The 22,338-nt window shown below is 54.3% G+C and carries 18 protein-coding genes; 2 read left to right on the forward strand and 16 right to left on the reverse strand.

Translation table 11 applies throughout. The features are described from left to right. Nucleotides 1-13: 13 nt before the first annotated feature. Nucleotides 14-1,186 carry a hypothetical protein gene (locus JR346_RS07410; RefSeq protein WP_205482112.1) on the forward strand — a complete coding sequence of 391 codons (1,173 nt, stop codon included), beginning with the start codon at nt 14-16 and terminating at the stop codon, nt 1,184-1,186. A 17-nt stretch (nt 1,187-1,203) separates the two neighbouring features. Here JR346_RS07410 and JR346_RS10405 read toward each other — a convergent pair whose 3' ends face one another. The 11 genes from JR346_RS10405 to dapB form a co-directional block, all read right to left on the reverse strand. Continuing rightward, on the reverse strand, nt 1,204-2,217 hold the full coding sequence (locus JR346_RS10405; protein WP_240333909.1) for a regulatory protein RecX: 1,014 nt from the start codon (nt 2,215-2,217) through the stop codon (nt 1,204-1,206). Between the two features lie 145 nt (nt 2,218-2,362). Next, nucleotides 2,363-3,490, reverse strand: a complete 1,128-nt coding sequence (gene recA / locus JR346_RS07420) for a recombinase RecA (RefSeq protein ID WP_205482113.1) — start codon at nt 3,488-3,490, stop codon at nt 2,363-2,365. 260 nt (nt 3,491-3,750) lie between these two features. Next, nucleotides 3,751-3,972 carry a DUF3046 domain-containing protein gene (locus tag JR346_RS07425; protein WP_205482114.1) on the reverse strand — a complete coding sequence of 74 codons (222 nt, stop codon included), beginning with the start codon at nt 3,970-3,972 and terminating at the stop codon, nt 3,751-3,753. Nucleotides 3,973-4,093: 121 nt separating this feature from the next. Then, on the reverse strand, nt 4,094-4,546 hold the full coding sequence (locus JR346_RS07430; protein WP_204877276.1) for a helix-turn-helix domain-containing protein: 453 nt from the start codon (nt 4,544-4,546) through the stop codon (nt 4,094-4,096). A 281-nt stretch (nt 4,547-4,827) separates the two neighbouring features. Beyond that, nucleotides 4,828-5,325 carry a CinA family protein gene (locus tag JR346_RS07435; protein ID WP_205482115.1) on the reverse strand — a complete coding sequence of 166 codons (498 nt, stop codon included), beginning with the start codon at nt 5,323-5,325 and terminating at the stop codon, nt 4,828-4,830. Between the two features lie 23 nt (nt 5,326-5,348). Beyond that, complete coding sequence (gene pgsA / locus JR346_RS07440) at nt 5,349-5,954, reverse strand: CDP-diacylglycerol--glycerol-3-phosphate 3-phosphatidyltransferase (RefSeq protein ID WP_255521866.1); 606 nt, start codon at nt 5,952-5,954, stop codon at nt 5,349-5,351. Between the two features lie 91 nt (nt 5,955-6,045). Beyond that, nucleotides 6,046-9,114 carry a DNA translocase FtsK gene (locus tag JR346_RS07445; protein ID WP_205482116.1) on the reverse strand — a complete coding sequence of 1,023 codons (3,069 nt, stop codon included), beginning with the start codon at nt 9,112-9,114 and terminating at the stop codon, nt 6,046-6,048. 124 nt (nt 9,115-9,238) lie between these two features. Then, a complete protein-coding gene (locus JR346_RS07450; RefSeq protein ID WP_205482117.1) occupies nt 9,239-10,948 on the reverse strand; it encodes a ribonuclease J in 1,710 nt (569 codons plus the stop codon). Nucleotides 10,949-11,084: 136 nt separating this feature from the next. Next, nucleotides 11,085-12,017, reverse strand: a complete 933-nt coding sequence (dapA, locus tag JR346_RS07455; protein ID WP_205482118.1) for a 4-hydroxy-tetrahydrodipicolinate synthase — start codon at nt 12,015-12,017, stop codon at nt 11,085-11,087. A 166-nt stretch (nt 12,018-12,183) separates the two neighbouring features. Beyond that, nucleotides 12,184-12,780, reverse strand: a complete 597-nt coding sequence (locus JR346_RS07460; RefSeq protein ID WP_205482119.1) for a hypothetical protein — start codon at nt 12,778-12,780, stop codon at nt 12,184-12,186. Then, complete coding sequence (gene dapB, locus JR346_RS07465) at nt 12,781-13,536, reverse strand: 4-hydroxy-tetrahydrodipicolinate reductase (protein ID WP_204877282.1); 756 nt, start codon at nt 13,534-13,536, stop codon at nt 12,781-12,783. It lies immediately after the preceding gene. Nucleotides 13,537-13,789: 253 nt separating this feature from the next. Between dapB and JR346_RS07470 the strand changes: the two genes are divergently transcribed. Further along, nucleotides 13,790-15,721, forward strand: a complete 1,932-nt coding sequence (locus JR346_RS07470) for an acyltransferase family protein (RefSeq protein WP_204877283.1) — start codon at nt 13,790-13,792, stop codon at nt 15,719-15,721. 78 nt (nt 15,722-15,799) lie between these two features. Here the strand turns inward: JR346_RS07470 and JR346_RS07475 are convergent, their stop codons facing one another. The 5 genes from JR346_RS07475 to JR346_RS07495 all read right to left on the reverse strand — a co-directional run bounded on the left by JR346_RS07475 (nt 15,800) and on the right by JR346_RS07495 (nt 22,252). Beyond that, nucleotides 15,800-17,131 carry a pitrilysin family protein gene (locus JR346_RS07475; protein WP_205482120.1) on the reverse strand — a complete coding sequence of 444 codons (1,332 nt, stop codon included), beginning with the start codon at nt 17,129-17,131 and terminating at the stop codon, nt 15,800-15,802. A 143-nt stretch (nt 17,132-17,274) separates the two neighbouring features. Further along, nucleotides 17,275-19,509, reverse strand: a complete 2,235-nt coding sequence (locus JR346_RS07480) for a polyribonucleotide nucleotidyltransferase (RefSeq protein WP_205482121.1) — start codon at nt 19,507-19,509, stop codon at nt 17,275-17,277. A 328-nt stretch (nt 19,510-19,837) separates the two neighbouring features. Continuing rightward, complete coding sequence (gene rpsO, locus JR346_RS07485; protein ID WP_204877286.1) at nt 19,838-20,107, reverse strand: 30S ribosomal protein S15; 270 nt, start codon at nt 20,105-20,107, stop codon at nt 19,838-19,840. Between the two features lie 265 nt (nt 20,108-20,372). Continuing rightward, nucleotides 20,373-21,785 (reverse strand): amino acid permease, encoded by a 1,413-nt coding sequence (locus tag JR346_RS07490; protein WP_205482122.1) that lies wholly within the window; start codon nt 21,783-21,785, stop codon nt 20,373-20,375. Between the two features lie 161 nt (nt 21,786-21,946). After that, entirely contained in the window at nt 21,947-22,252 is a 306-nt protein-coding gene (locus JR346_RS07495) for a hypothetical protein (RefSeq protein WP_205482123.1), read from the reverse strand. Nucleotides 22,253-22,338 lie beyond the last annotated feature (86 nt).

Below are 22,338 nucleotides of genomic sequence, written 5' to 3' on the forward strand. Positions count from 1 at the left end.
CATAATGTGCTCCATGAATAATACGCCACGTTCACCACACTGCCAGGGGCTGTACGATGCGGCGTGCTCTCGTTATCAGCCCCAACCGGCGGACTCCCCCGTTGATACTCCCAAATTTGCTTCTCTTCTTGATGCCCTGGTTTCGGTGGCAGCTGGTGTCTGCAATATTGAGCAGGACGCGCTAGAGCACCTTGAGATCCTTTCAGCTGGTATGCGTTCGGTGGTGGTTCGTTGTGTCTTTGCTTTTGGTGCTGATTCTAGTCCACAAGGTTCCAGGCACACGTTTTCGGTTATTGCCAAGCACTACAGGCGCAAGGATTCTGCAACCAATTCCGGCGGGTTCGGGTACATTCGCGAGGTCTGTTCGCTGCCGACTTTTAACTATTGGGCACCTAAACTCTTTAGCTCGCTGTTGGGTTCTGACCCTTTAAAGCGGGTGACTGTTACTGAGGATTTAGGGAATTTTCGTTCCGTTCATGCCCTACTGACCAAGGGCGAAATAGAGGCTGGTCTTGATGCCTATCTGAAATTTTTTGAGGATATCTATGCTCAAGATGACACCTGGCACATAGAGTTCCAAGCAGCGGTGAAGGAGCTTGACCCCCAGGCGACATCACCGGGGTCACTCACCAGCCCCCGTTTAGGTATCAAGGGGTGGCGGCGTTTGGCTGCCATTGCTGGAGTACCACTGGCTGAGTCTGTGGAATGCACTCTTGAGATCAATACGGTACCCGCTTTTTCCATGCACACTGTACTTTCGCACGGAGATTTTTCTCCGCACAATATAGCGGTCGCTGACGCAGAGGTGCGTGCTTTTGACGCGGAGGGAGCTGCTATTCATCACGCCTTTTTACCGGTTGCCGATATGTTGCTGGGGTTCCCTCTCTCCCCATATCACCGCGACTATTTACCGCTGGTAGAAAGGGCGCTATGGCAGGACGCCTGCCGGCGGCTCTACGCCCTAGCAGCTCAGCACGATTTGGAAGCTGGTTTCGATACTGACTTACATCTAAGCGAACAGATGATGGTTATGGCAGGCATGGTCTTGGAACTTACAGGTTTCACCGCCCACGACCTAACCGATACACACCGTCAGCTACTCACGCACACCGCCGCCCGCGTAGCGCAACACTACCCGGATGCGTCCGCACTGATACAGCGGGTCTTAGAGCACCGCAATCTCTAGCTCGCAAGCGGGGTATGTTAGAAGTAATACTCCTCAGATTCTGCTGATCTGCCGCCATTCTCCTGCACGTAGTTCTCAATTTCTTCGCTGACCACGCTAAAAGCCATAGAGGGCGGATAGCCCTTGCGTGCCAGCATACCCACCAGCCGGCGCATAATCTTTTCTTTTTCTTTCCGATCTGAAAAGTCCATAGAAGGTCGCATTTTTTTGGCAACCAGCTGGTGAGCGTCGCTGCGTTCGTCCTCTTCGCTGCGCTGCTCAAGAGCTTCAGCAACGTGCTCCTCAGCGACCCCTTTACTTTTGAGCTCGCGGGCTATTGCTGAGCGTGATAGCTTTTTGAAAGTCACTTTTTCCCGAACGTACATCTGAGCGAACTCTTGATCATTTATGAGTTTGGCTGCTTCAAATCTATCGAGAACATCAACGATGGTTTCTTCGCTAATTTCTTTGTCTCGGAGTTTCTTCTCAAGCATCACCCTTGACTTAGCGCTAGCTGCCAACTGGTTGAGCACAATATTTTTAGCTTTGGTAAATTCGCTCTCAGGCTCATGGGCAGCCCCCCTGCGCCAGGGCTTTTTGGCTTCGTCGGGCGTCCCTACCCCGTGCAGGGCGTATAGCGCCAAATCTTCTTCAGTATCAGGCTGGGCAAGTCTGCTTTCGGGGCGAAACTGAGTTGTCTTAGCCGGTTTATGTGATCCTTTCTTCTCGTCCTCAAGCTCTGGCGCAGCGCCGAAAGCCGGGGCGAAAGGGGAATTCTGCAGGTACTTAGCCGGTGGTTTACGAAACCCTTTTTTGCGTTGAGTGTTCGGGTTCCTGCTGTGTTGCCGTCCTGAACGGTTACGACTAGACGCTTCCTCTTCCATGCGCCTATCGCTCTTGGAAGATTCAGAAAACGGTGCGTTTTCGCCAGTATATTGGCGTCCCACAGTGTTAGCGCTTGGACGGATACCCTCCCCCGGCTTTTCTTCTTGGGCGCCGGTAGATGCGGGGTGCCAGTCAGGATAATCGTTAGCTGGGTTGCTTACCATCATGTTCTAGGGCACCTCCTCCATTTATATACTCACGGTGCTTAGCCATTGTAAAAGGTAAGAGACTACTGACTTGTTTCAACGCAAAAAAAGTGTTGCTACCAACGAAAACCGCAGGTAGCAACACTGTGATAACCCGCGTGCCGAGTTAGAAGTTTTCGGGCAAATCTCCTAGGGGATCAATAGCGTCGTCGGTGATGACTCCATCTGCATCTACTCCATCAGGAGCGTCCGCGTTTTCGTCCTCAATGATTCCCAGCTTCACGAGAGTCTTGTACTGGATTTCCTCAGCAAGCTCGGGATTGTCTTTGAGGAAGCGGCGGGCGTTTTCTTTACCCTGCCCCAGCTGATCGCCTTCGTAAGTAAACCATGCACCTGACTTCTTGACGATGCCGTTTTCAACGCCCATATCGATGATACCGCCCTCAATGGAAATGCCTTCACCATAGAGAATGTCGAATTCTGCCTGCTTGAAGGGCGGTGCCATCTTGTTCTTCACGATCTTGGCACGGGTGCGGTTACCAATCGGGTTTGCACCGTCTTTGAGAGTTTCAATACGGCGAATATCAATACGAACCGATGCGTAGAACTTCAGTGCTTTACCACCGGTAGTGGTCTCGGGTGAACCGAAGAAAACACCGATCTTTTCGCGCAGCTGGTTGATGAAGATGGCGGTGGTGTTGGTCTGAGCGAGGCGACCGGTAATCTTACGCAGTGCCTGTGACATGAGGCGAGCTTGCAGACCCACGTGTGAGTCACCCATTTCGCCTTCAATTTCGGCGCGGGGAACGAGTGCGGCAACGGAATCAACGACGATGATGTCCACTGAGCCTGAGCCGACGAGCATATCCATGATTTCCAACGCCTGCTCACCGGTATCGGGCTGAGATACCAGCAGTGAGTCGGTATCGACGCCTAGCTTAGCTGCGTAAATGGGGTCAAGAGCGTGCTCAGCGTCGATGAAAGCTGCAATGCCACCCGCTTTTTGAACGCTAGCAACGGCGTGCAGAGCAACAGTGGTTTTACCTGATGATTCAGGGCCATAGACCTCAATCACGCGGCCGCGGGGCAAACCGCCAATGCCGAGTGCAGCGTCTAGGGAGAGAGCACCGGTTGAGATGGTCTCGACCTTGACAGCTTCTTTGTCGCCCAGACGCATGACAGCGCCTTTGCCGTAGTTCTTGTCGATTTGTGCGAGGACGCCTTCGAGCGCCTTTTCGCGGTCTGATGCCGGAACCTGGCTCACTGAAGTGTTAGCACGTGCTTTAGCTGCCATGTTTTGCCTTCTTTCATGGTGTGATCTCGTGGTGCGCCTGAACTTCAGCGGTTCAGACTTCGTGTTTTCTATAGTCACCACGGTAGCGGTACCGGCTGACAATTTAGGACCGTTTGAGCAAATCTGTGGATAACTTGCTCATTTTTCGACCGTTTTGACCGATTGTGGAAACAACTCTACCAGATTTTCGAACATATTTTCTAGTTACACGGGTAGATTCGAATACCTAGAATATATTTACGAAAAGATTGGTGGTGAGCCTATCGCTTCGGAGCGATATCAGGCCCCCACCAGCGTTCCTCCGGTATTTCCTGCACCTGACATACTGCCCGCCACACCTCTGCCGGGTTAAACCCCTGCCGAAGCGCTTCCTCTGCGGTGAAGTCACCACACTGCCCCAGCACTAAATCGCGGGCAAGCACCCGGGCATACCCCTCACCGAACTCATGCCCCATCAAAAACCAGAACTCACTCAGCTTCATGTGTCTTGAGTTTACTCTCAATCATCATCTGATACATGTCTGCCCCCTCACAAGAAGTGAACGCTCTATATAAAAGTGCCCCGCACTTCACCAAGTGCGGGGCTTTTCTGAGATCTAGACCTTAGCGGGCAACGCTCAAGGAGTGAGCGTCCTGAGGAATATCCTTGCTTGAGGTTGCAGCGATGCCGTACTCACGCTTGAACTGATCTGAGAATTCAGCAGGTACGGTGTCAGGCACAGTAAAGCCGGTCTCAGGTGCCATGCGGTCTGATACTTCGCGCAGCATCTGCGACAGTGAAATATCGAGCGCCTCGCAGATTGACGCCAGAAGCTCAGATGATGCTTCTTTCTGTCCGCGTTCTACTTCTGAGAGGTACCCCAGAGATACGCGAGCACTGTGTGAAACTTCGCGCAGGGTGCGACTCTGACGCTGGCGAACATCGCGCAACACTTCACCGATAGCGTGGCGCAGGAGAATAGTTTTGGGAGCAGAAGTGGTAGGTGCAGCTGCCTCTGATTGGTCAACGTCCTTCCATCGAACGACGCCGTTTACTGATACTGGTTGCTTCGACATGAGAGTCTTTTTCCTTCAGTGATCATCGCGCTCTTTCTTCTAATGAGCGCTCCTTTGTGTTCTACTCAACAGCCTAACGCATTTTTGAGCAGTATGCACTGTGTTTCGTGGGACGCCCCCACGCTTCACTCATTGCGTTATGACTATTTCAACGCATGAAGCTGGGAGTTTGTTCCCGGTTTACCGCAGAATTTTCTGACGAGAAGCTGAGCAAAAGCTGGTAGAAGATGTACCTTGTTCATACAAAGTTCATTCAGCGCACTGAGACAGGCGTACTATATTCAGGTGCCCACCGACAGTTTCTCGAGATGCGCTAAGAGATGAGCCAGTACGTCCTCTACCGTTGCCTGACGAATCTCTTGCCTGTTGCCCTCATATTTTTTCTCATACGCATAGGTCTCGCCAGCACAAAATATACCAATAAATACTGTACCCACGGGTTTGCCATCGGCAGGCTCAGGACCAGCAGCACCCGTGGTTGCAACAGCGCAGTCTGCCTCGCAAACGCGTGCCGCGCCCTGCGCCATGGAGCGAACTACCTCAGAGTCTACTGCCCCCTGAGTTTTCAGCAGCTGGGCAGACACACCCAAAACCCCGGCCTTCACATCGCTACTGTAAGAAATCACACCACCACGATATACAGCTGAGGCACCGGGGACATCGCACAGAGTTGCCCCAACTAACCCGGCGGTCAGCGACTCAGCCGTTGCGAGCTGAACACCTCGCGTCTTGGCAGTTTCGATGACCCGTTGCGCTAGAGAATAACCCCGTGAGCTCATGATTCGATTCGCTCCTGTCTGTGTTATTTGTTCTGAGACGTGAAGTAGTCACGGCGCAGCTGCATAGCCTTAATCACGTAATCCATACCGGTTACCACAGTGACGATAACGACTGCTGCCATGACCAGCCAACCGAGCCATAGCGCCCAAGCGCCCAAGGACGCCAGCGGCAACAGCATCAGCACTAGAGCCACCGTCTGCAAAACAGTTTTGAGTTTGCCACCCTTCGAAGCTGCCATTACCCCGTACTTAATGATGAAAAGACGCATCACGGTGATGCCCCACTCACGCACCAGAATGACAATAGTAACCCACCACCACAGCTCACCCAGCATCGACAGCAGAACAAAGGCTGCGCCGGTGAGTAGTTTGTCAGCGATGGGATCAGCAATCTTACCGAAGCTGGTAATAAGGTTACGCGAGCGTGCGATGGAGCCGTCCAGCCAGTCGGTAATCATTGCCAGTATGAACACTGCTACTGCCCACCAGCGCATACTCATGTTGGTTTCGCCGTAGGTACCTCCCAGCCAGAGAAGCCAGATGAACAGTGGAACCATCAGGATGCGTAGCGCGGTCAGCGCGTTGGGGAGGTTCCAGTTTGACGCGGTGGGGTTCACGGGGGTTGTCACTTTTATGCCTTTCGCAGGTGGCGGTGGCGTACTGTCTTTTTCTTTACAGTACGCCACCGCCGTCAGTAGTCCAGGTAGCTCCGTCAGTGTTTTATCTACCGGTGAGGTTCCAGGCGTCCTCACCGGTGGGATCTTCAGCGTCGTCGAAGTAGTCAACAGCAGGTTCGCCCATAGCGTCGAGAGAATCAGCGACTAGGTCGGTAGGTTCAGCTGCGGGAGGCTCTTCACCGCGTAGGCGTGCTAGGACGGTGGGAAGGTCATCGGGCTGAACCAGCACGTCGCGTGCCTTAGACCCTTCTGAGGGGCCCACAATTTCTCTAGATTCCAACAGGTCCATCAGGCGCCCTGCTTTAGCAAAGCCCACGCGGAGTTTACGCTGAAGCATAGACGTTGAGCCGAACTGGGTGGTAACGATCAGTTCAGCTGCCTGCAACAGAACGTCAAGGTCGTCTCCGATATCATCGTCAATCTGCTTCTTGGGAGCAGCGGCAATGACATCGTCGCGGTATGAAACCGGCATCTGGGTTTTGACGTGTTCCACGATTTCGTGAATTTCAGATTCACCCACCCATGCGCCCTGAACACGCATGGGTTTAGAAGCGCCCATGGGCAGGAACAGCGCATCGCCCTGACCAATGAGTTTCTCTGCACCCGGCTGGTCAAGAACAACACGAGAGTCGGTAACAGATGAGGTCGCAAACGCCATGCGAGAAGGCACGTTGGCTTTAATCAGACCCGTTACCACGTCAACAGAGGGACGCTGGGTTGCAAGAACCAGGTGAATACCGGCAGCTCGCGCTAGCTGGGTAATACGCACAATAGATTCTTCAACATCGCGCGGGGCAACCATCATCAAGTCGGCAAGCTCATCAACAATCACCAAAAGGTAGGGGTAAGCCTTAATCTGGCGTTTGCTGCCGGGTTCGGGCTGAATCTTGCCAGCTTTGACGGCTTTATTAAAATCGTCGATGTGTTTGTAGCCGTAGTGTGCCAGATCGTCGTAACGCGCGTCCATCTCACGCACTACCCACTGCAGTGCCTCAGCGGCTTTCTTGGGGCTGGTGATGATGGGGGTAATCAAGTGTGGAATACCCTCATAAGCGGTGAGTTCAACGCGCTTGGGGTCTACCATGACCAGACGCACCTGATCGGGGGTTGAGCGCATCAGGATTGAGGTAATCATCGAGTTCACAAACGATGATTTACCGGCACCGGTTGCACCCGCCACCAGCATGTGAGGCATCTTCGCCAAGTTGGCGAGTACGAAACCGCCCTCGACGTCTTTGCCCACGCCCATGACCATGGGGTGTTCGTTGGTATGTGCCTGAGGGGAACGCAGTACATCACCGAGTGCCACGGTTTCGCGATCGGTGTTAGGAATCTCGATGCCGATAGCGGATTTTCCGGGAATCGGCGAGAGAATACGAACATCTGCTGAAGCAACAGCGTAGGAGATGTTTTTACTCAGTGCGGTGACTCGCTCTACCTTGGTGCCAGGGCCGAGCTCAATCTCGTAGCGGGTGACGGTAGGACCGCGGGAGAAGCCGGTGACAGCTGCATCAACGTTGAACTGGTTGAGTACCTCGGTAAGAGATTCCACCACCTGCTCATTGACCTCAGATGATTCTTTGGCGGGAGGACCCGCTTCGAGCAGGGTCTCAGACGGTAGATCGTAGTTACCTGCCGATGACTCCACGCTGATACTGCCGCGCGGTTGCTCGGTCGTTGCAGGTACCGTGTGATTGGCGATATTCGTAGGCGCTTTTGGCTTCTCTGTCGCAGTGGTTTTGCTCGTTGCAGGGTTTGTAGGTTGAGCTACAGGCGGACGCGACGCCGCAGATGCAGACGCTGGGGCTGATCGCTGCGGAGCAGCCGCCGGCACCGTCTGAGTGCGCGGTTGTGTTTTTTCTTCTGTCGTCGGTTCAGCGCGGGGTGAACCTGACGGCTTGTCGAGCTCGTCAGTGTAATCAAAAAGATCCGGGGTTTGGGTTTGCTGGGCTCGTCCACTATCTACCGCAGCTTGACGGACCTTCTCCAAACGCTGAGCGGGCGCGTCCGACCACTCGCCCTGGTCAAAGAGGGTGGGTTCAGCTTTTTTCTTGTTTTTCTTGGGGCGTCGAGGAGCGGGTGGCTCAACATCAAAATCTCGGTTGACACGTTGCAGAGGAGCGGTATCTGACACAGGCTCGTCAGGGTGCAAGAGCGCAGTGTCGAAAGCTTCATCGCCCTCGTAGCTATCAAGACGGCGACTAGCAGAGCTGCCGTTGCCAAAGCCCAACCACGCTAAAATTCCCTTACGGGGCGCGGGCGCTGCTGGTGTAGATTCATCGTAGAGGTAAGAACGGTCATGCGATTCCTCGCGGTGCAGTTCCTGCTCTTCATGGGCTTTTTCGGGTTTTGAGGGTGCCTCGCCAAGCATGATGCTCATCAGGTGTACCAGCCGAGGCCCAATCATGCGCAACGGAGTTTTAGTTGCGATCAAAAGACCCAGCGCAAAAACAGCCGCGGTAACCAGCCATTCAAAGATTGAAATACCGCCCACGAGGCGAGAGAGAGGGTTAGCCATAAGCAACCCAATAATGCCGCCCCCAGCCCATACGTCCTCAAAACCACGACCACGGACGAGGGCGGGAAAGCCAGCGAGTTTAGCGGCGAGCATTGACCCGGCGACCAGCATGATGAAAAGACCAACAGCAATGCGGTTATTAGCCCCAATCTCTAGCGGATGTCTAAAGATGCGCCAGGCGAAAATGAAGGCAAAGATTGGAATCAGCAGGGCACCGTGGCCGAAGGTGCCGCCCACCATCACGTGCCACGCGTTAATAGGGGCTTCAAACCATCGGTAGGTATCAACGGTGCGTAGCGCCCACCATTCCACCAAAGCGGTGATGAAGCCAAAGAGCAGAATCAGCAGCGCTCCCCCATCCCTGCGGTCTTCGGGGGCTAAATCGGTGCGCAGGGCACCCACGCGGCGCACAGCGGCGCCCACGATGTGGGCGCACGCCAACCAGGCACCCAGAACAACCTTGCTCACCATGTTCTGCTGGGGAGCCGTTGATTTAGCTTTGGTGTTCTGGCGGGATCGGGCGGAACCGCGTGCCGCAGTCTTCGTCGCTTTGGGCTGCCTCGATGAACGCGGAGCTGACTTTCGTGATGCCATTGTTTCCAATCACTGCAATCGCTTGTCTATAACACCTCACGCGCGATGGGGTCTGCATCGCAAAGATATAAGACTCCACCGCGCGCGGGTAAAGGTTAAACATTATGTTTAAGGTACAGGATTTTTAGTCCTTATCGGTATGAGTTTCAACCACAACCGGAATAATCATGGGTTTGCGACGCAAACGACGTGCCACCCATGAGCCGATAGTACGGCGGACGATCTGCTGTAGCTGGTGAACAGTGTGTACTTCGTGCGGGGCACGACGCAGAGCGTCCTCCAGGACGGCAGTGATTTTGGGAGTGATGTCGTCAAAGACTGAGTCGTCTTCGGCAACACCGCGGGCGTGTACATCGGGGCCGGTGACCACGCGCTTGGTAGCACGGTCAATAACGGTCACGATAGAGACAAAGCCCTCTTCACCCAGAGTACGGCGATCCTTGAGATCTTCTTCGGTAACCTCACCGACGGAGCGGCCATCAACGTAAACGTATTCGTTAGGCACCTGCCCCACAATGCGCGCCTTGCCGTCCGCTAGGTCCACAACGGTGCCGTCCTCACAGATCAACACGCCCTCGGGATCAATACCGGTTTCAATCGCCAAATCGGCGTTGGCGATGAGGTGGCGAATTTCGCCGTGAACGGGCATAACGTTCTTGGGCTTGAGAATGTTGTAGCAGTAAATCAGCTCACCGGCAGCGGCGTGACCCGAAACGTGAACCTTAGCGTTGCCTTTATGCACAACGTTAGCGCCAAGTTTCATGAGACCGTTGATGACACGGTAAACGCTGGTTTCGTTGCCGGGAATCAGTGATGAAGCGAGAACTACGGTATCGCCCTGTTCAATCTGAATCTTGTGATCGCCATTTGCCATGCGTGAGAGCGCGGCCATAGGCTCACCCTGCGAACCGGTACACATCATCACGATTTCTTCGGGACGGTAGTCATCAACTTTTTTCAAATCTACCAGTAGACCCTGGGGCACGTTGAGATAGCCCAGCTTCTCAGCGATGGTCATGTTACGCACCATCGAGCGCCCCACCAGCACGACCTTGCGTCCGCGCTCAGCCGCAGCGTCAAGCACCTGCTGAACGCGGTGAACGTGCGATGAGAAGGACGCGACGATAATGCGCTGAGGAGCATCGCGGAATACCTGGGACAAAACGCCGCCGATGTTCTTTTCGGTCGGAGTAAAGCCGGGAACTTCAGCGTTAGTGGAGTCAGGCAAGAACAAGTCGATGCCTTCTTCACCCAGACGAGCAAAGTGGCGAAGGTCGGTCAGGCGTCCGTCGAGGGGCAGCTGATCCATCTTGAAGTCACCGGTGTGCAAGACCTTACCCGCCTGGGTGCGAATAAAGACTGCGAGCGCGTCCGGAATCGAGTGGTTAACCGCTACAAATTCGCATTCGTAGGGACCGAATGCCTCAACCATACCCTCTTCAACGGTGAGGGTGTAGGGCTTGATGCGGTGTTCAGCAAGTTTCGCTTCGACCAGTGCCAGGGTCAGCTGCGAACCGACCAGGGGAATATCTGCGCGACGCTTGAGCAAGTAGGGCACGGCACCAATGTGGTCTTCGTGACCGTGGGTCAGCACAACTGCGACAATGTCATCGAGGCGGTCCATGATGTAGTTCAAATCGGGCAGAATCAAATCAACGCCGGGCTGGGACTCTTCGGGAAAGAGCACGCCACAGTCAACAACGAGCAGTTTTCCGTTGATTTCGTACACGGTCATGTTACGACCAACTTCACCCAAACCACCGAGGGCTACAACGCGCAGGGTGTCGCGCTTTAGTTTGGGCGGGCGGGGCAAATCGAATTCTAGATGAGCCATAAAACCTCTTTCATAGACACGGTGAAAGCGGATTCTTGCTGGTATGTGCCAGCTGAACCCGCCTCACGCTGTGGTGCAGTGCAGTTGCGGGTCACCTGTTATTCGGTGCCAGTTGCTGCCTTTTCTGCTTTTATTTTTACTGAGTAATGGTTGATGCCAGTGCTGATTCAGCGAGGTCTGCGCGCATGGCAGCTTCTTCTGAGTCGGTCGGACCAACGTGGGGCAGTCGGACTGCGCTCGATTTGAGCATTCCCTGCCATTTCAAAATTTCTTTTGCAGCGACGCAACCGGGGACGCGCCCCATAGCGGCGCGAATAACGGGCACTAGATCGCGATGAATCTGCTGGGCGTGGGCAAGTTCTCCACCGATGAAGGCATCGAGCATATCACGGAACATTTCGGGGGCTACGTGTGAGGTGACGCCCACATGCCCTACAGCTCCAATACTGAGCCAGGGCAAGAGCAAACCGTCATCGCCAGAGTAGTACTGTAGGTCGGTGGCTGCCATTACTTCGGAGGCAGCACCCAAATCAGCCTTTGCGTCTTTAACCGCCACAACAGTGGGCAGCTCAGCGAGAACTTTGTAGGTGTCTATAGCAATCGGGATGCCCGCGCGACCGGGAATATCGTACAACATCACAGGGGTATCAGATGAGCGCGCGACCTCGGTGAAGTGACCTACCAAGCCTGCTTGGGTTGGCTTGTTGTAGTAGGGGGTCACTACCAAAAGACCGTCAACACCCACACGATCGGCAGCCTTGACTAGGTTCAGGGTGTGGTTGGTATCGTTCGAGCCAACACCGGCAATGATCTTAACGCGATCGCCCACAGCATCTTTCACGATGTCAAAGACGCGTTCGTTTTCCTCATCGGTCATCGTGGAATACTCACCGGTGGTACCGCACACCACAAGACCATCGTGACCACGGTCAGCGAGGTGAAGAGCAAGTTCAGCGGTGGCGGTTTCGTCGACCGATCCATCATCAGCGAAAGGCGTCACCATAGCGGTGAGCAAACGCCCGAAAATAGGCTCGGCAAATGTTCCAACGGTGTTCTGTGACTGCGACATATCTCTAATCTACCCTGTGTTGTGCGCACTTACTACTTGTAACTGGTACGTAGAAGTTCACATATGTTGAGTTTTGTGTTCTTATCTAGGATGCTCCATGAAGGTGCAGATAGCGAGCTGTGAGCACTTCGTTACCTAGTATGTTCCTCCTGTTCTACGAGGTGTGTCAGGAAGCAACCAGTTTTCCTGCGCGTAAAGCAATGGCCTCACGCATGGCGGAGCGGGCACGCTTACGATCACCTGAGGCATCGTAGGCTAAAGACAGGTTGAACCAGTTCTGCCATTTTTCAGGGTTCTCTTCAGCTGCCCTGCGGTACTTCTCAAATTGTGCGTCCGCGTCCTGCCGTACCATACGCCCCGAGGGGTGACGCTCGATGGTGTCTTCAGGGAGCAGACCTTGGGCCGCCATTTCTTCTGCCATCGTTTGAATCCGAGAGCCAAAAATGATTTCGCGGATCATAGCCCAGGCGCCAATAACCGGTAGCACTATCAGGCTCATACCCAGTACTACGCCGACCCACTCGCCACTGGTCATCAAAAGGATGCCGCGTTGAACGGTTACTCCCAGATACAGAGTCAGCAAGGCGATGACGATGGCAGCAAAAAGTTTGCCGCGCCCGCGCCCCTCAATCACCGTAAAAACGCCAACAAAAGCCAGCACCATAAAAACAGTAATTTTCGCGCCCTGAGGTAACGGTAGCAAGAGCACGGTGAGAGCAACCAGCACTATAGCGGTGGCACTAAATAGTTTGAGCGAGTTCATCTATGAAAGATCCAAATACCCGTCAAGCCCGTGCGTCAGACCGGGTTGCTGGGCAACTTCTCGAACGCCCAAGAGTACACCGGGCATAAAGGACGCACGGTCAAAGGAATCATGGCGAATCACCAGCTGCTGCCCCGGATCGCCCAGCAAGATTTCCTGATGAGCAACAAGCCCTCGCAGACGAACCGCGTGAACGTGTACACCGTCAACAACCGCACCGCGTGAACCGCCCTCATCGTGTTCGGTAGCATCAGGGGACTCTCCTACGCCGGCGTTTACTCGTGCCTCAGCGATTTTGCGGGCGGTGTGAACCGCTGTACCCGAGGGCGCATCAACCTTATTCGGGTGGTGCATCTCGATAACCTCAACAGAATCAAAATAGCGAGCGGCTTTAGCGGCAAACTCGGTGGCAAGAATCGAACCGATAGCAAAATTGGGGGCAATAAGCACACCAACCTGCGGGTTTTCAGCTAACAAAGCACGCAAATTCTCGAGGCGTTCAGTGTCCCACCCAGTCGTGCCCACCACCGCATGCATGCCGTTTTCAACTGCGAACCGCACGTTCTTCTCAGTGACAGAAGGGACGGTCAGGTCAACGACGATTTCAGCGCCGGCATCAACCAGTTCCTGCAAAGAGTCGCCAGACCCCAGTGCCGCTACCAGATCCATATCCTCAGCAGTGTTGATAGCTCGCACAGCTTCGCTACCCATGCGTCCGCCCGCCCCGACAACAGCAACTTTAAGAATTCTCGTCATAGCTTCTAAACGCCCACCCTCTCACAAAATTTTGGCAATGGCTTACTACTTTACCGCGATAGTCACAGGAGTTCCCCGTTTGTGTCGATACATGAAACATCTGTGTACCCACTAAACTGGTACGGGAGTACTACAGCGCCACCTGCCTCAGGTCGCCACCTCTACCCGCTCCATCCGTTTCATGCCGTACCATCTGATACGCGCCCTGCGCCCTTGGCAGATATCGGCACCCAGCACGTCAGTGAAGGTAAGTATGCAGCAAGAACACGTTTTCTACTCCAGCGTTCGCCCTGAAGAAGGAACCAGGCGTTTCGTTCTGCCCGGTCTTGATGGGTTGCGAGCTGTGGCGGTCTTGCTAGTGGTCATCTACCACCTGTGGCCAGCTGCTCTTCCCGGCGGCATGATCGGTGTTGATATCTTTTTTGTCATCTCTGGTTACTTGATTACAGCGCTCTTACTACGCGAAGGCGCGTACACCGGCAAGATGAACATTATTGCTTTTTGGGTACGCCGCCTGCGCAGGCTCGTTCCGGCTGTTGCTGCTCTGGTGCTCACCATAGCTCCCGTGGCGCTTCTGGTCGGTGGGGATATTCTGGTAGGATTCGGCAGGCAGCTGCTCGGTGCGTTTACCTATTCTTCTAACTGGTTCTCTATCGCTGCCGGTAACGACTATTTCACGCAGACTTCGCCCGAACTACTGACGAATTTCTGGTCGTTGGCGGTGGAGGAGCAGTTCTACTTCTTCTGGCCCGTTGTCTTAGTGTTTGCCTGTATCTTTTTGAAAACCTGGCGGCAGCGAGCATTGGTGCCGGTTATTCTGGGCGTTCTCTCGCTGGTATTAGTAATAATTTTGGTATGGTCAGGCGGCAGCTTTGCTCGTATCTACTACGGCACTGACACGCACCTCTACGGGCTGATGCTCGGAGTGCTTTTGGCACTGCTAATCCCGTGGAGCATGTACCCGCCCGTGGACGCGCGTCTTTACACCCACGTAGGCTATGGCAACGGTCTCTGGGGTACAGTCCGGGCTCTTGTGGGGTGGTTCAGTCTTGCCGCTATAGTGCCGTTGGCTAGGGTGCTTTCTGAGCATGAGCAGTCTGTGTTGCAGCCCTGGGGATTGCTGGCTGGGGCGTTATTGGGGCTCGGCGTTTTGCAGGCGCTACTGCCCGATACTCGCTCAGCCATTGCCCGGTGGCTCAGAGGTGCTCTATCGTTCGCGCCCCTGGTCTGGATTGGTAAGCGTTCCTACGGAATCTATCTGTGGCACTGGCCGCTGGCTGTATTAGCCCACTATATTTTCGGTCCCGGCTTCGGTCTGTGGGTACAGATTCCCCTGCTCCTGTTGACTCTAACTATTGCTGGTTTTTCCTATATGTACATCGAGACGCCGGTGCGCAGGTACGGTTTCCGAGGGGCCCTCACAGCCTGGGTGGAGGCGATCTTCTCCCCCGCTAAAGCCCTGCCTGTTGCTGGCGTAGCTCTGCTGGTTGTGGGTGCAGCAGCTAATGTTTTCGCGGTACAAACCGCCCCGCACATGACCGAAGCCCAAGCTCTGATTGCTCAGGGAAAAGCCCAGCTTAACCGGGCGCAACAAGAATCTGGATCTTCACACGTGGCTGAGAATCAACAAACGACAGCACCCGACGCGCCCTCTTCCGTATCTACTGATAGTGCAGAAATAGCTCCCGAAGAAAGCAATAGCGGCATCAGCATTATTGGCGACTCAGTGTCATTGGCATCTGCCGGTCAGCTTCACGAGAAACTACCCGACTCCGCCGTCAATGCTGAAATCTCACGGCAGTTCGCAGCAGCTCCGGACATCATTTTCTCACTCAAGCAAGAAGGCACACTAGGCGATACCCTGGTGCTCTCTTTGACCACCAACTCCACCATTTCCCCAACCATGGTCGACCAAGCCATCACCGCAGCCAAAGACGCAGGCGTACAACATATCGTGCTCGTCACCGGCCAGGCACCCGCCCACCTCACCTGGGTTCAGGCTTCCAACGAGGTGCTGCAAGCCACCGCCCAACGACACCCGGAGGTAGCGCTCGCCGACTGGGCAACTGCATCCACCGGCAAACCCCAGCTTTTCGCGAACGACGGCGTCCACCCCACCCCCGAAGGCGCCGAGCTCTACGCCCAAACCATCAAGGACGCGGTAGAGAAGGTAAAGGGGCGCTAGACCCTCACATACTTAAAGAACCGAGGCGGAAGCCCATTATTTTAGGGGGCTCCCACCTCGGTTTACTGTACGAAGGAACTAGCGAACAATGGTAGTCACTTCAGGCTGTTGAGCAAGAAATTCTAGCAGTTCTTTAATATCGCGATGGGTCACAGAACGCACACCGTGTAGGATTTCGTCCAGCGTAGAAAATTCACCAGCGTCAAGTTCAGCCCGTCCTAGACGCGACATGCGGGAACCTGCATCTTCGCTGCCTAGAATAGTTGCCCCACCCAGCTGGCCTAAGACTTTACTAAGCTCAGCGTCGCCGAGGCCTTCCCGCACGAGCTGTTCAAACTCCCGGTACATGATCTCTTGCACCTGCTCAGTTTTCGCGGGTAGGCAACCAGCGTACATGCCAAAATAACCAGCGTCCGAGTAGGTACCAGAGAAAGCGAAAGTTGAGTAAGCGAGTCCTCTTTTTTCGCGGATTTCTTGGAAGAGGCGCGAAGACATACCGCCACCAAGAGCTGATGTGAGAACACTCATCGCATAGCAACGCTCGTCACCGGCAATGATTGAGGGACGACCAACCACGATATTGGTCTGTTCAAAGCCTTTATCAAGTTCAAGGTGGGCAGACGCTGGGCTAATCAAAGTTGCTGAGCGAACACGACGGGGTGATGGCATAACGCCTTCGGTGAGATTCCACCCACTATTTTCAAGGGCTGCAAGAACATAGGAGACAATTTGTGAGTGGTCCAGCGAACCGGCTGCTGAAACAACGAGACGGTCAGGGGTGTAGAACTTCTTGTAGTGTTCATACACTGCCTCGCGGGACACATTCATAATCTCTTCGGGGTTGCCTCCAATGGGTCTACCCAACGGGTTTGTCCCCATGAGCTGCTCAATATGGTTCTCAAAGGCAACGTCTGTAGGGTCATCTTGATCCATAGCAATTTCTTCGAGGATAACGCCACGTTCCTGCTCCATATCAGCGTCATCAAGGCGGGCGCTAGTCACCATATCTGCAATAACATTGATAGCCATTTGGGTATCATCGTCCAGGGCGCGCGCATAGTAGCAGGTATGTTCTTTAGCGGTCAGCGCGTTGGATTCTCCACCCACTTCGTCAAACGCTTGAGCGATATCGAGTGCGCTACGTTTTTCGGTGCCTTTAAAGAGTAGATGCTCTAAGAAGTGAGTTGAGCCAAGCATTCCAGGCTGCTCATCGCGAGAACCTACCCCCACCCAAAAACCGATGGAAACACTGCGTTGGGAAGGCATACGCTCGGTAATAACGCGGACGCCGCCGGGCAAGATGGAACGACGTACCTCATTGCCGCCCTCACCTGCGTACACGAGGCGACCGGTGACATAATTGAGTTCGCCTTGTGCAGCAGCGGTGGTGAGCGGAAGGACGATGGGCATAAAAACCTTTCAGAAGTAGGCGCGTAGTTTGTAGTGTGGTTATGCGCCCGGGAAGAGAGTTTAAAAGATAAGAAAAAGATGCAGCCTCACCCCGTGAGAGGGTCGAGGCTACATCTTTTGCCAAGTTATGACGAGGTAAGAGGTTACGCTTCGTCCGCAGCCTCAGCTGCTTCTTCAGCTACAACCGGTGACAGTGAGAGCTTGCCGCGATCGTCAATCTTGGTGATCTCTACCTGTACCTTCTGGCCGACGCCAACAACGTCTTCAACGTCGTCTACGCGCTTGCCGTAGTTGAGCTTACGCAGCTCTGAAATGTGCAGCAAACCGTCCTTACCGGGGGTCAGTGACACGAACGCACCGAAGGTGGTGGTCTTGACGACGGTACCGAGGTAGCGTTCACCGATTTCGGGAACCTGCGGGTTAGCAATCGCGTTGATTGCCGCGCGTGCTGCCTCAGCGGAGGGACCGTCGGTTGCACCGATGTATACGGTGCCGTCGTCCTCAATGGAGATGTCAGTGCCAGTTTCTTCCTGAATCTGGTTAATCATCTTGCCCTTGGGGCCAATGACCTCACCAATCTTAGAAACGGGAACGTTCACTGAGATCACGCGCGGTGCGTAATCACTCATCTCATCGGGTGCATCAATAGCGGCATTGATAACTTCAAGGATGTGCAAACGAGCCTCGCGTGCCTGGGTCAGCGCGGCTGCCAGAACAGATGCGGGAATGCCGTCCAGCTTGGTGTCGAGCTGAATTGCAGTAACGAATTCGCTGGTGCCTGCTACCTTGAAGTCCATATCGCCCAGTGCGTCCTCGGCACCGAGAATATCGGTCAGAGCAGCGTAGCGAGTTTCACCATCAACCTGGTCTGAGACCAAGCCCATTGCGATACCTGCAACAGGTGCGCGCAGAGGCACACCAGCGTTGAGCATAGACAGGGTTGAGGCACAAACTGAGCCCATTGAGGTTGAGCCGTTGGAGCCCAAAGCCTCTGATACCTGACGGATCGCGTAGGGGAATTCTTCGCGTGAGGGCAGGACGGGGGTCAGCGCACGCTCTGCCAGAGCACCGTGGCCGATTTCGCGGCGCTTGGGTGAGCCCACGCGTCCGGTTTCACCGGTTGAGTAGGGCGGGAAATTGTAGTGGTGGATGTAGCGCTTCGCCTTGACGGGGTGCAAAGAATCCAGCTGCTGTTCCAGCTTGAGCATGTTCAAGGTGGTAACACCCATAATCTGGGTTTCACCGCGCTCAAAGATTGCTGAACCGTGAACGCGGGGCAGAACCTCAACCTCAGCGGTCAGCTGGCGGATGTCGGTGAGACCGCGACCGTCGATACGAACCTGCTCGGTGAGGATGCGCTGACGCACGGTGTGCTTGGTCAGGGCGTTGAAAGCAGCGTTAACTTCGTTCTCGCGACCTTCGAATTCCTTGCCTTCGCCAGCAAGGGCTTCCATGATTTCCTTCTGCAAATCTTCAGAAGCGATTTCACGTTCCTGCTTACCCGCGATGGAGTAAACATCAACAATCTTCTGTGAAGCGTATTCCTTGACAGCTGCATCAACGTCATCACCGTGTGAGCCGAAGAAGGGCAGTTCTAGAGCGGGCTTGCCAGCGCGTGCCTTGAGTTCAGCCTGAGCCTGGCACAGAGCCTTAATAAAGGGCTTTGATGCTTCAAGACCTTCAGCAACGATTTCTTCGGTGGGTGCCTGAGCGCCGTTTTCCTTGATAAGGTTCCAGGAGTTATCGGTAGCTTCAGCTTCGACCATCATGATTGCAACGTCTTCAGTACCGTCTGCACGGGTGATGACGCGACCTGCTACTGCCATGTCGAACACAGCGTTTTCAAGCTGTGAGTGCTTGGGGAAAGCAACCCACTGACCGTCAATCAAAGCAACACGTACGCCACCGATGGGGCCCGCGAACGGAGCACCTGAAAGGGTAGTTGAGCAGGATGCTGCGTTGATAGCCACGGTGTTGTAAATTTCGTCGGGCTCAATGGAGAGCACGGTGACAACAACCTGAACCTCGTTGCGAATGCCCTTGGTGAAGGCAGGACGCAGGGGGCGGTCGATCAGGCGAGCTGCCAGAATCGCTTCGGTGGTGGGGCGTCCCTCGCGACGGAAGAATGAAGCGGGAATTTTGCCGGCTGCATACATACGCTCTTCCACATCAACGGTGAGGGGGAAGAAGTCGAAGCCTTCGCGGGGCTGTTTGCCAATGGCGGTTGCTGAGAGCATTGAGGTTTCATCGTCGATGTAAACCATCGCTGAGCCTGCTGCCTGCTGAGCAAGGCGACCTGTTTCGAAACGAACGATACGCTTACCGAACTTACCGTTGTCTATGATTGCTTCTGCAAACTGAATTTCGGGACCTTCCAAGGTTCCTCCATTTTCTTTATATCTATCGCGCACATCTTTATTTTTATTCGGCGCAGTCTTCGATCGAAGCCCACGGAAAAATTCTTTGTATTTTCCGGAAGCCACTACCGAGGACTCAACCGCATCTTCGATGTGCTTTTTATGTTCTTGTTCTGGTTTTTCTCGATTAAAGGTTATCGAGAAAATATGTAAGACGTAAGGGCGGTACTCATTCTTACGCCTAGATTCTACGCCGGTAGGATGCCGGTTGAGAAGATACCTTCTGCAACAGGTGTACCGAGAGAATCATGCGTAAAAATCAGTGGACCGCCCTTACTATCAAACGTATTTATCGACGCAGACCCAAGCGCTCGATCAGAGCACGGTAGCGTTCGATGTCGATGCCCTTGAGGTAACCCAGCAGGTTGCGACGGCGACCAACGAGAATCATCAGACCACGACGTGAGTGGTGATCGTGCTTGTGTTCCTTCATGTGCTCGGTCAGGTCGGTGATACGACGGGTCAGAACAGCAATCTGCACCTCGGGTGAACCGGTGTCGCCCTCGTGAGTTGCGTATTCTGCAATGATTTCCTGCTTGATTTTGGGATCAAGTGCCATGAGTATAACTCCTAGAGTTAGTGCCGTGACGGCCCGGTTTTGCTTTTGCCCACCGGGTTTCACAAAGCGCCTCGAAAGGGACCTGCGAGGTGCGACAACCACGGACAGCAGTCGCACACTTAGAACTTACTTTACCCCAAAAGTCCTCTGCGGTGGAAGAGATGGGGGTGCGCTAGTAGTGCAAGTTAGGGCACATACGCCAACCGCCCGTTAGCTTTTGAGGGAGGCTAAACGGGCGGTTGTGTGCTGTGAAGCTATTTCAGGTTTACTGTTTTAGGTCGGCGTTTGCGCTTTCGCTTTTACCGCGCACTGCCACGGCATAAATAACTGCCAGGAAGATACACCAGATAACACCGGCAATTAGCGCCAGCTGGGTGTCTTCGTAGAAAGCAAAGAGAACAATCACGAAGATCATGAAGGCAAGTGCTAGGTAGGACGCGGCAGGCCAGGCGGGTACTGCGAACTCGGTGCTTGCCCCGGCGCGTTTCATTTCTTTCTTGAAAGCAATGTGCGACAGCAGAATCATCACCCACACCATAACGGTTGCGAAAGTTGCGATGGCGGCGACGATCAAGAAAGCGTTTTCGAAAAGGATGTTCACGAAGACGCCAATCACCATAACAACGCCCATGCAGACCACCGTCATGAAAGGGGTTCCGTTTTTAGCGACCTTGGTGAAGGATGCAGGCGCCATGCCGCGGTGTGCTAGACCATACAGCATGCGTCCTGCCGCGTAGAAGTCTGCGTTCATAGCCGAAACGGCTGCGGTAATCACCACAAAGTTGAGAATATGAGCGGCAGCCCCGATACCCAGACCTTCAAAGATCTGCACGAAAGGTGAAGCCTCACCCGAAATCTGGTGCCAAGGGTAGAGAGACATAATGACGGTGAGGGTCAAGATGTAAAAGAGCAGGATGCGTACCGGCAGGGTGTTGATAGCCTTCGGGATAGACACGCGAGGGTTTTCTGCCTCTCCCGCGGCGATGCCCACTGTCTCAATGCCGCCAAATGCGAACATCACAACGGTAAAGCAGGCGAGAAAGCCGGTGATGCCGTTGGGGAAGAAGCCGCCCTCGTCCCAGAGGTTGGTAACGGAGGAGTCCTGCCCCACATTGAACTGGGCACCAAAAATCAGCAGGAGAATGCCGCCCACAATCATGGCGATAATAGCGGCAACCTTGATAAGAGTCATCCAGAATTCAGATTCACCAAAAGCTTTCACCTTAGCAAGGTTGATACCCAAGATAACCAAAATGAGACTGGAAATCCAGATCCAGGCGGGAGTAGTGGGAAACCACAGCTTCATATAGGTGGCGAATGCTGTCACGTCAGCAATAGCGACGAACGCCATCTCAAGGGCGAAAGTCCAGCCGGTGATAAAACCCGCACCGCGTCCTAAATAACGGGTAGCGTACTCAGAGAAGGAGCCAGAAACGGGGTGCGCCAGTGCCATCTCGCCCATGGCGCGCATGACCATAAAAACCGCGGCACCACCGATAAGGTACGCCAGTAGCACCGAGGGACCCGCCAGCTGAATGGCTGATGCCGAGCCGTAGAACAGCCCAGTGCCGATAGCAGAGCCCAGGGCGATAAAGAGAATATGCCTGAGCGTGAGCCCCCGTTTGAGTGCCTGCACTTCGTGGGGCGGAACGCTGCCCGCTGCCTGTGGTGTATTCACTGAATCGCCCTTTAATCTCTCATAAAACTTAAAAATGTGTGCAGGTACTAGCTATTTCTAGCCGGCACCTGCACACCTGTGTACTTACCCTATTGTGAGCTTTCACCGGGCAAAAGTCATCTTTTAAGCGGTGATAGTGTCACACTGTGGTCAGCGCTCCCCTACTTTTTGGGGCCACCTGCTACCAGTGAGGCGAGTACGGTCGCGGCGGTAACACTCGCGACGGCGGGCCAGGGGCCAATTTTTTTGTACAGAACGTGGGAGTAGCCGAAGCTACCCAGGTAGACACCGGTAAGGGCAGCGGCGGTGGCAGTACCGCGGTTATTCTGCCAGCCTTTGAAGGCAGTGACGCCACCTGCTGCGAGCGCTAGACCACCGATGGGGCGGACGCCGGTGAGTCGGGCGAGGCTGTAGCCGCCGACCAGACCTGCGGTTGCTGCGGTGGTGGGAATCAAAACGTGAGTCATGGGGTTATTCTTTCTACTCGTAGAATGACGTGATACTAATTTTACGCCGAGATCCTGTTTTGTTGCCGAGATCCTGATTTAAAACA

This window comes from Rothia sp. ZJ932 (assembly GCF_016924835.1).
In the GTDB taxonomy this organism is placed as follows: domain Bacteria; phylum Actinomycetota; class Actinomycetes; order Actinomycetales; family Micrococcaceae; genus Rothia.

What these genes read in the sequence shown, in the direction of transcription:
- JR346_RS07470 (WP_204877283.1), top strand. Translation starts at nt 13,790, where the DNA reads ATGCAGCAAGAACACGTTTTCTACTCCAGCGTTCGCCCTGAAGAAGGA.
- JR346_RS07475 (WP_205482120.1), bottom strand. Translation starts at nt 17,131, where the DNA reads ATGCCCATCGTCCTTCCGCTCACCACCGCTGCTGCACAAGGCGAACTC.
- JR346_RS07445 (WP_205482116.1), bottom strand. Translation starts at nt 9,114, where the DNA reads ATGGCATCACGAAAGTCAGCTCCGCGTTCATCGAGGCAGCCCAAAGCG.
- dapB (WP_204877282.1), bottom strand. Translation starts at nt 13,536, where the DNA reads ATGACGAGAATTCTTAAAGTTGCTGTTGTCGGGGCGGGCGGACGCATG.
- JR346_RS10405 (WP_240333909.1), bottom strand. Translation starts at nt 2,217, where the DNA reads ATGATGGTAAGCAACCCAGCTAACGATTATCCTGACTGGCACCCCGCA.
- recA (WP_205482113.1), bottom strand. Translation starts at nt 3,490, where the DNA reads ATGGCAGCTAAAGCACGTGCTAACACTTCAGTGAGCCAGGTTCCGGCA.
- JR346_RS07495 (WP_205482123.1), bottom strand. Translation starts at nt 22,252, where the DNA reads ATGACTCACGTTTTGATTCCCACCACCGCAGCAACCGCAGGTCTGGTC.
- rpsO (WP_204877286.1), bottom strand. Translation starts at nt 20,107, where the DNA reads ATGGCACTTGATCCCAAAATCAAGCAGGAAATCATTGCAGAATACGCA.
- JR346_RS07425 (WP_205482114.1), bottom strand. Translation starts at nt 3,972, where the DNA reads ATGAAGCTGAGTGAGTTCTGGTTTTTGATGGGGCATGAGTTCGGTGAG.
- JR346_RS07460 (WP_205482119.1), bottom strand. Translation starts at nt 12,780, where the DNA reads ATGAACTCGCTCAAACTATTTAGTGCCACCGCTATAGTGCTGGTTGCT.
- JR346_RS07430 (WP_204877276.1), bottom strand. Translation starts at nt 4,546, where the DNA reads ATGTCGAAGCAACCAGTATCAGTAAACGGCGTCGTTCGATGGAAGGAC.
- JR346_RS07450 (WP_205482117.1), bottom strand. Translation starts at nt 10,948, where the DNA reads ATGGCTCATCTAGAATTCGATTTGCCCCGCCCGCCCAAACTAAAGCGC.
- JR346_RS07410 (WP_205482112.1), top strand. Translation starts at nt 14, where the DNA reads ATGAATAATACGCCACGTTCACCACACTGCCAGGGGCTGTACGATGCG.
- JR346_RS07435 (WP_205482115.1), bottom strand. Translation starts at nt 5,325, where the DNA reads ATGAGCTCACGGGGTTATTCTCTAGCGCAACGGGTCATCGAAACTGCC.
- dapA (WP_205482118.1), bottom strand. Translation starts at nt 12,017, where the DNA reads ATGTCGCAGTCACAGAACACCGTTGGAACATTTGCCGAGCCTATTTTC.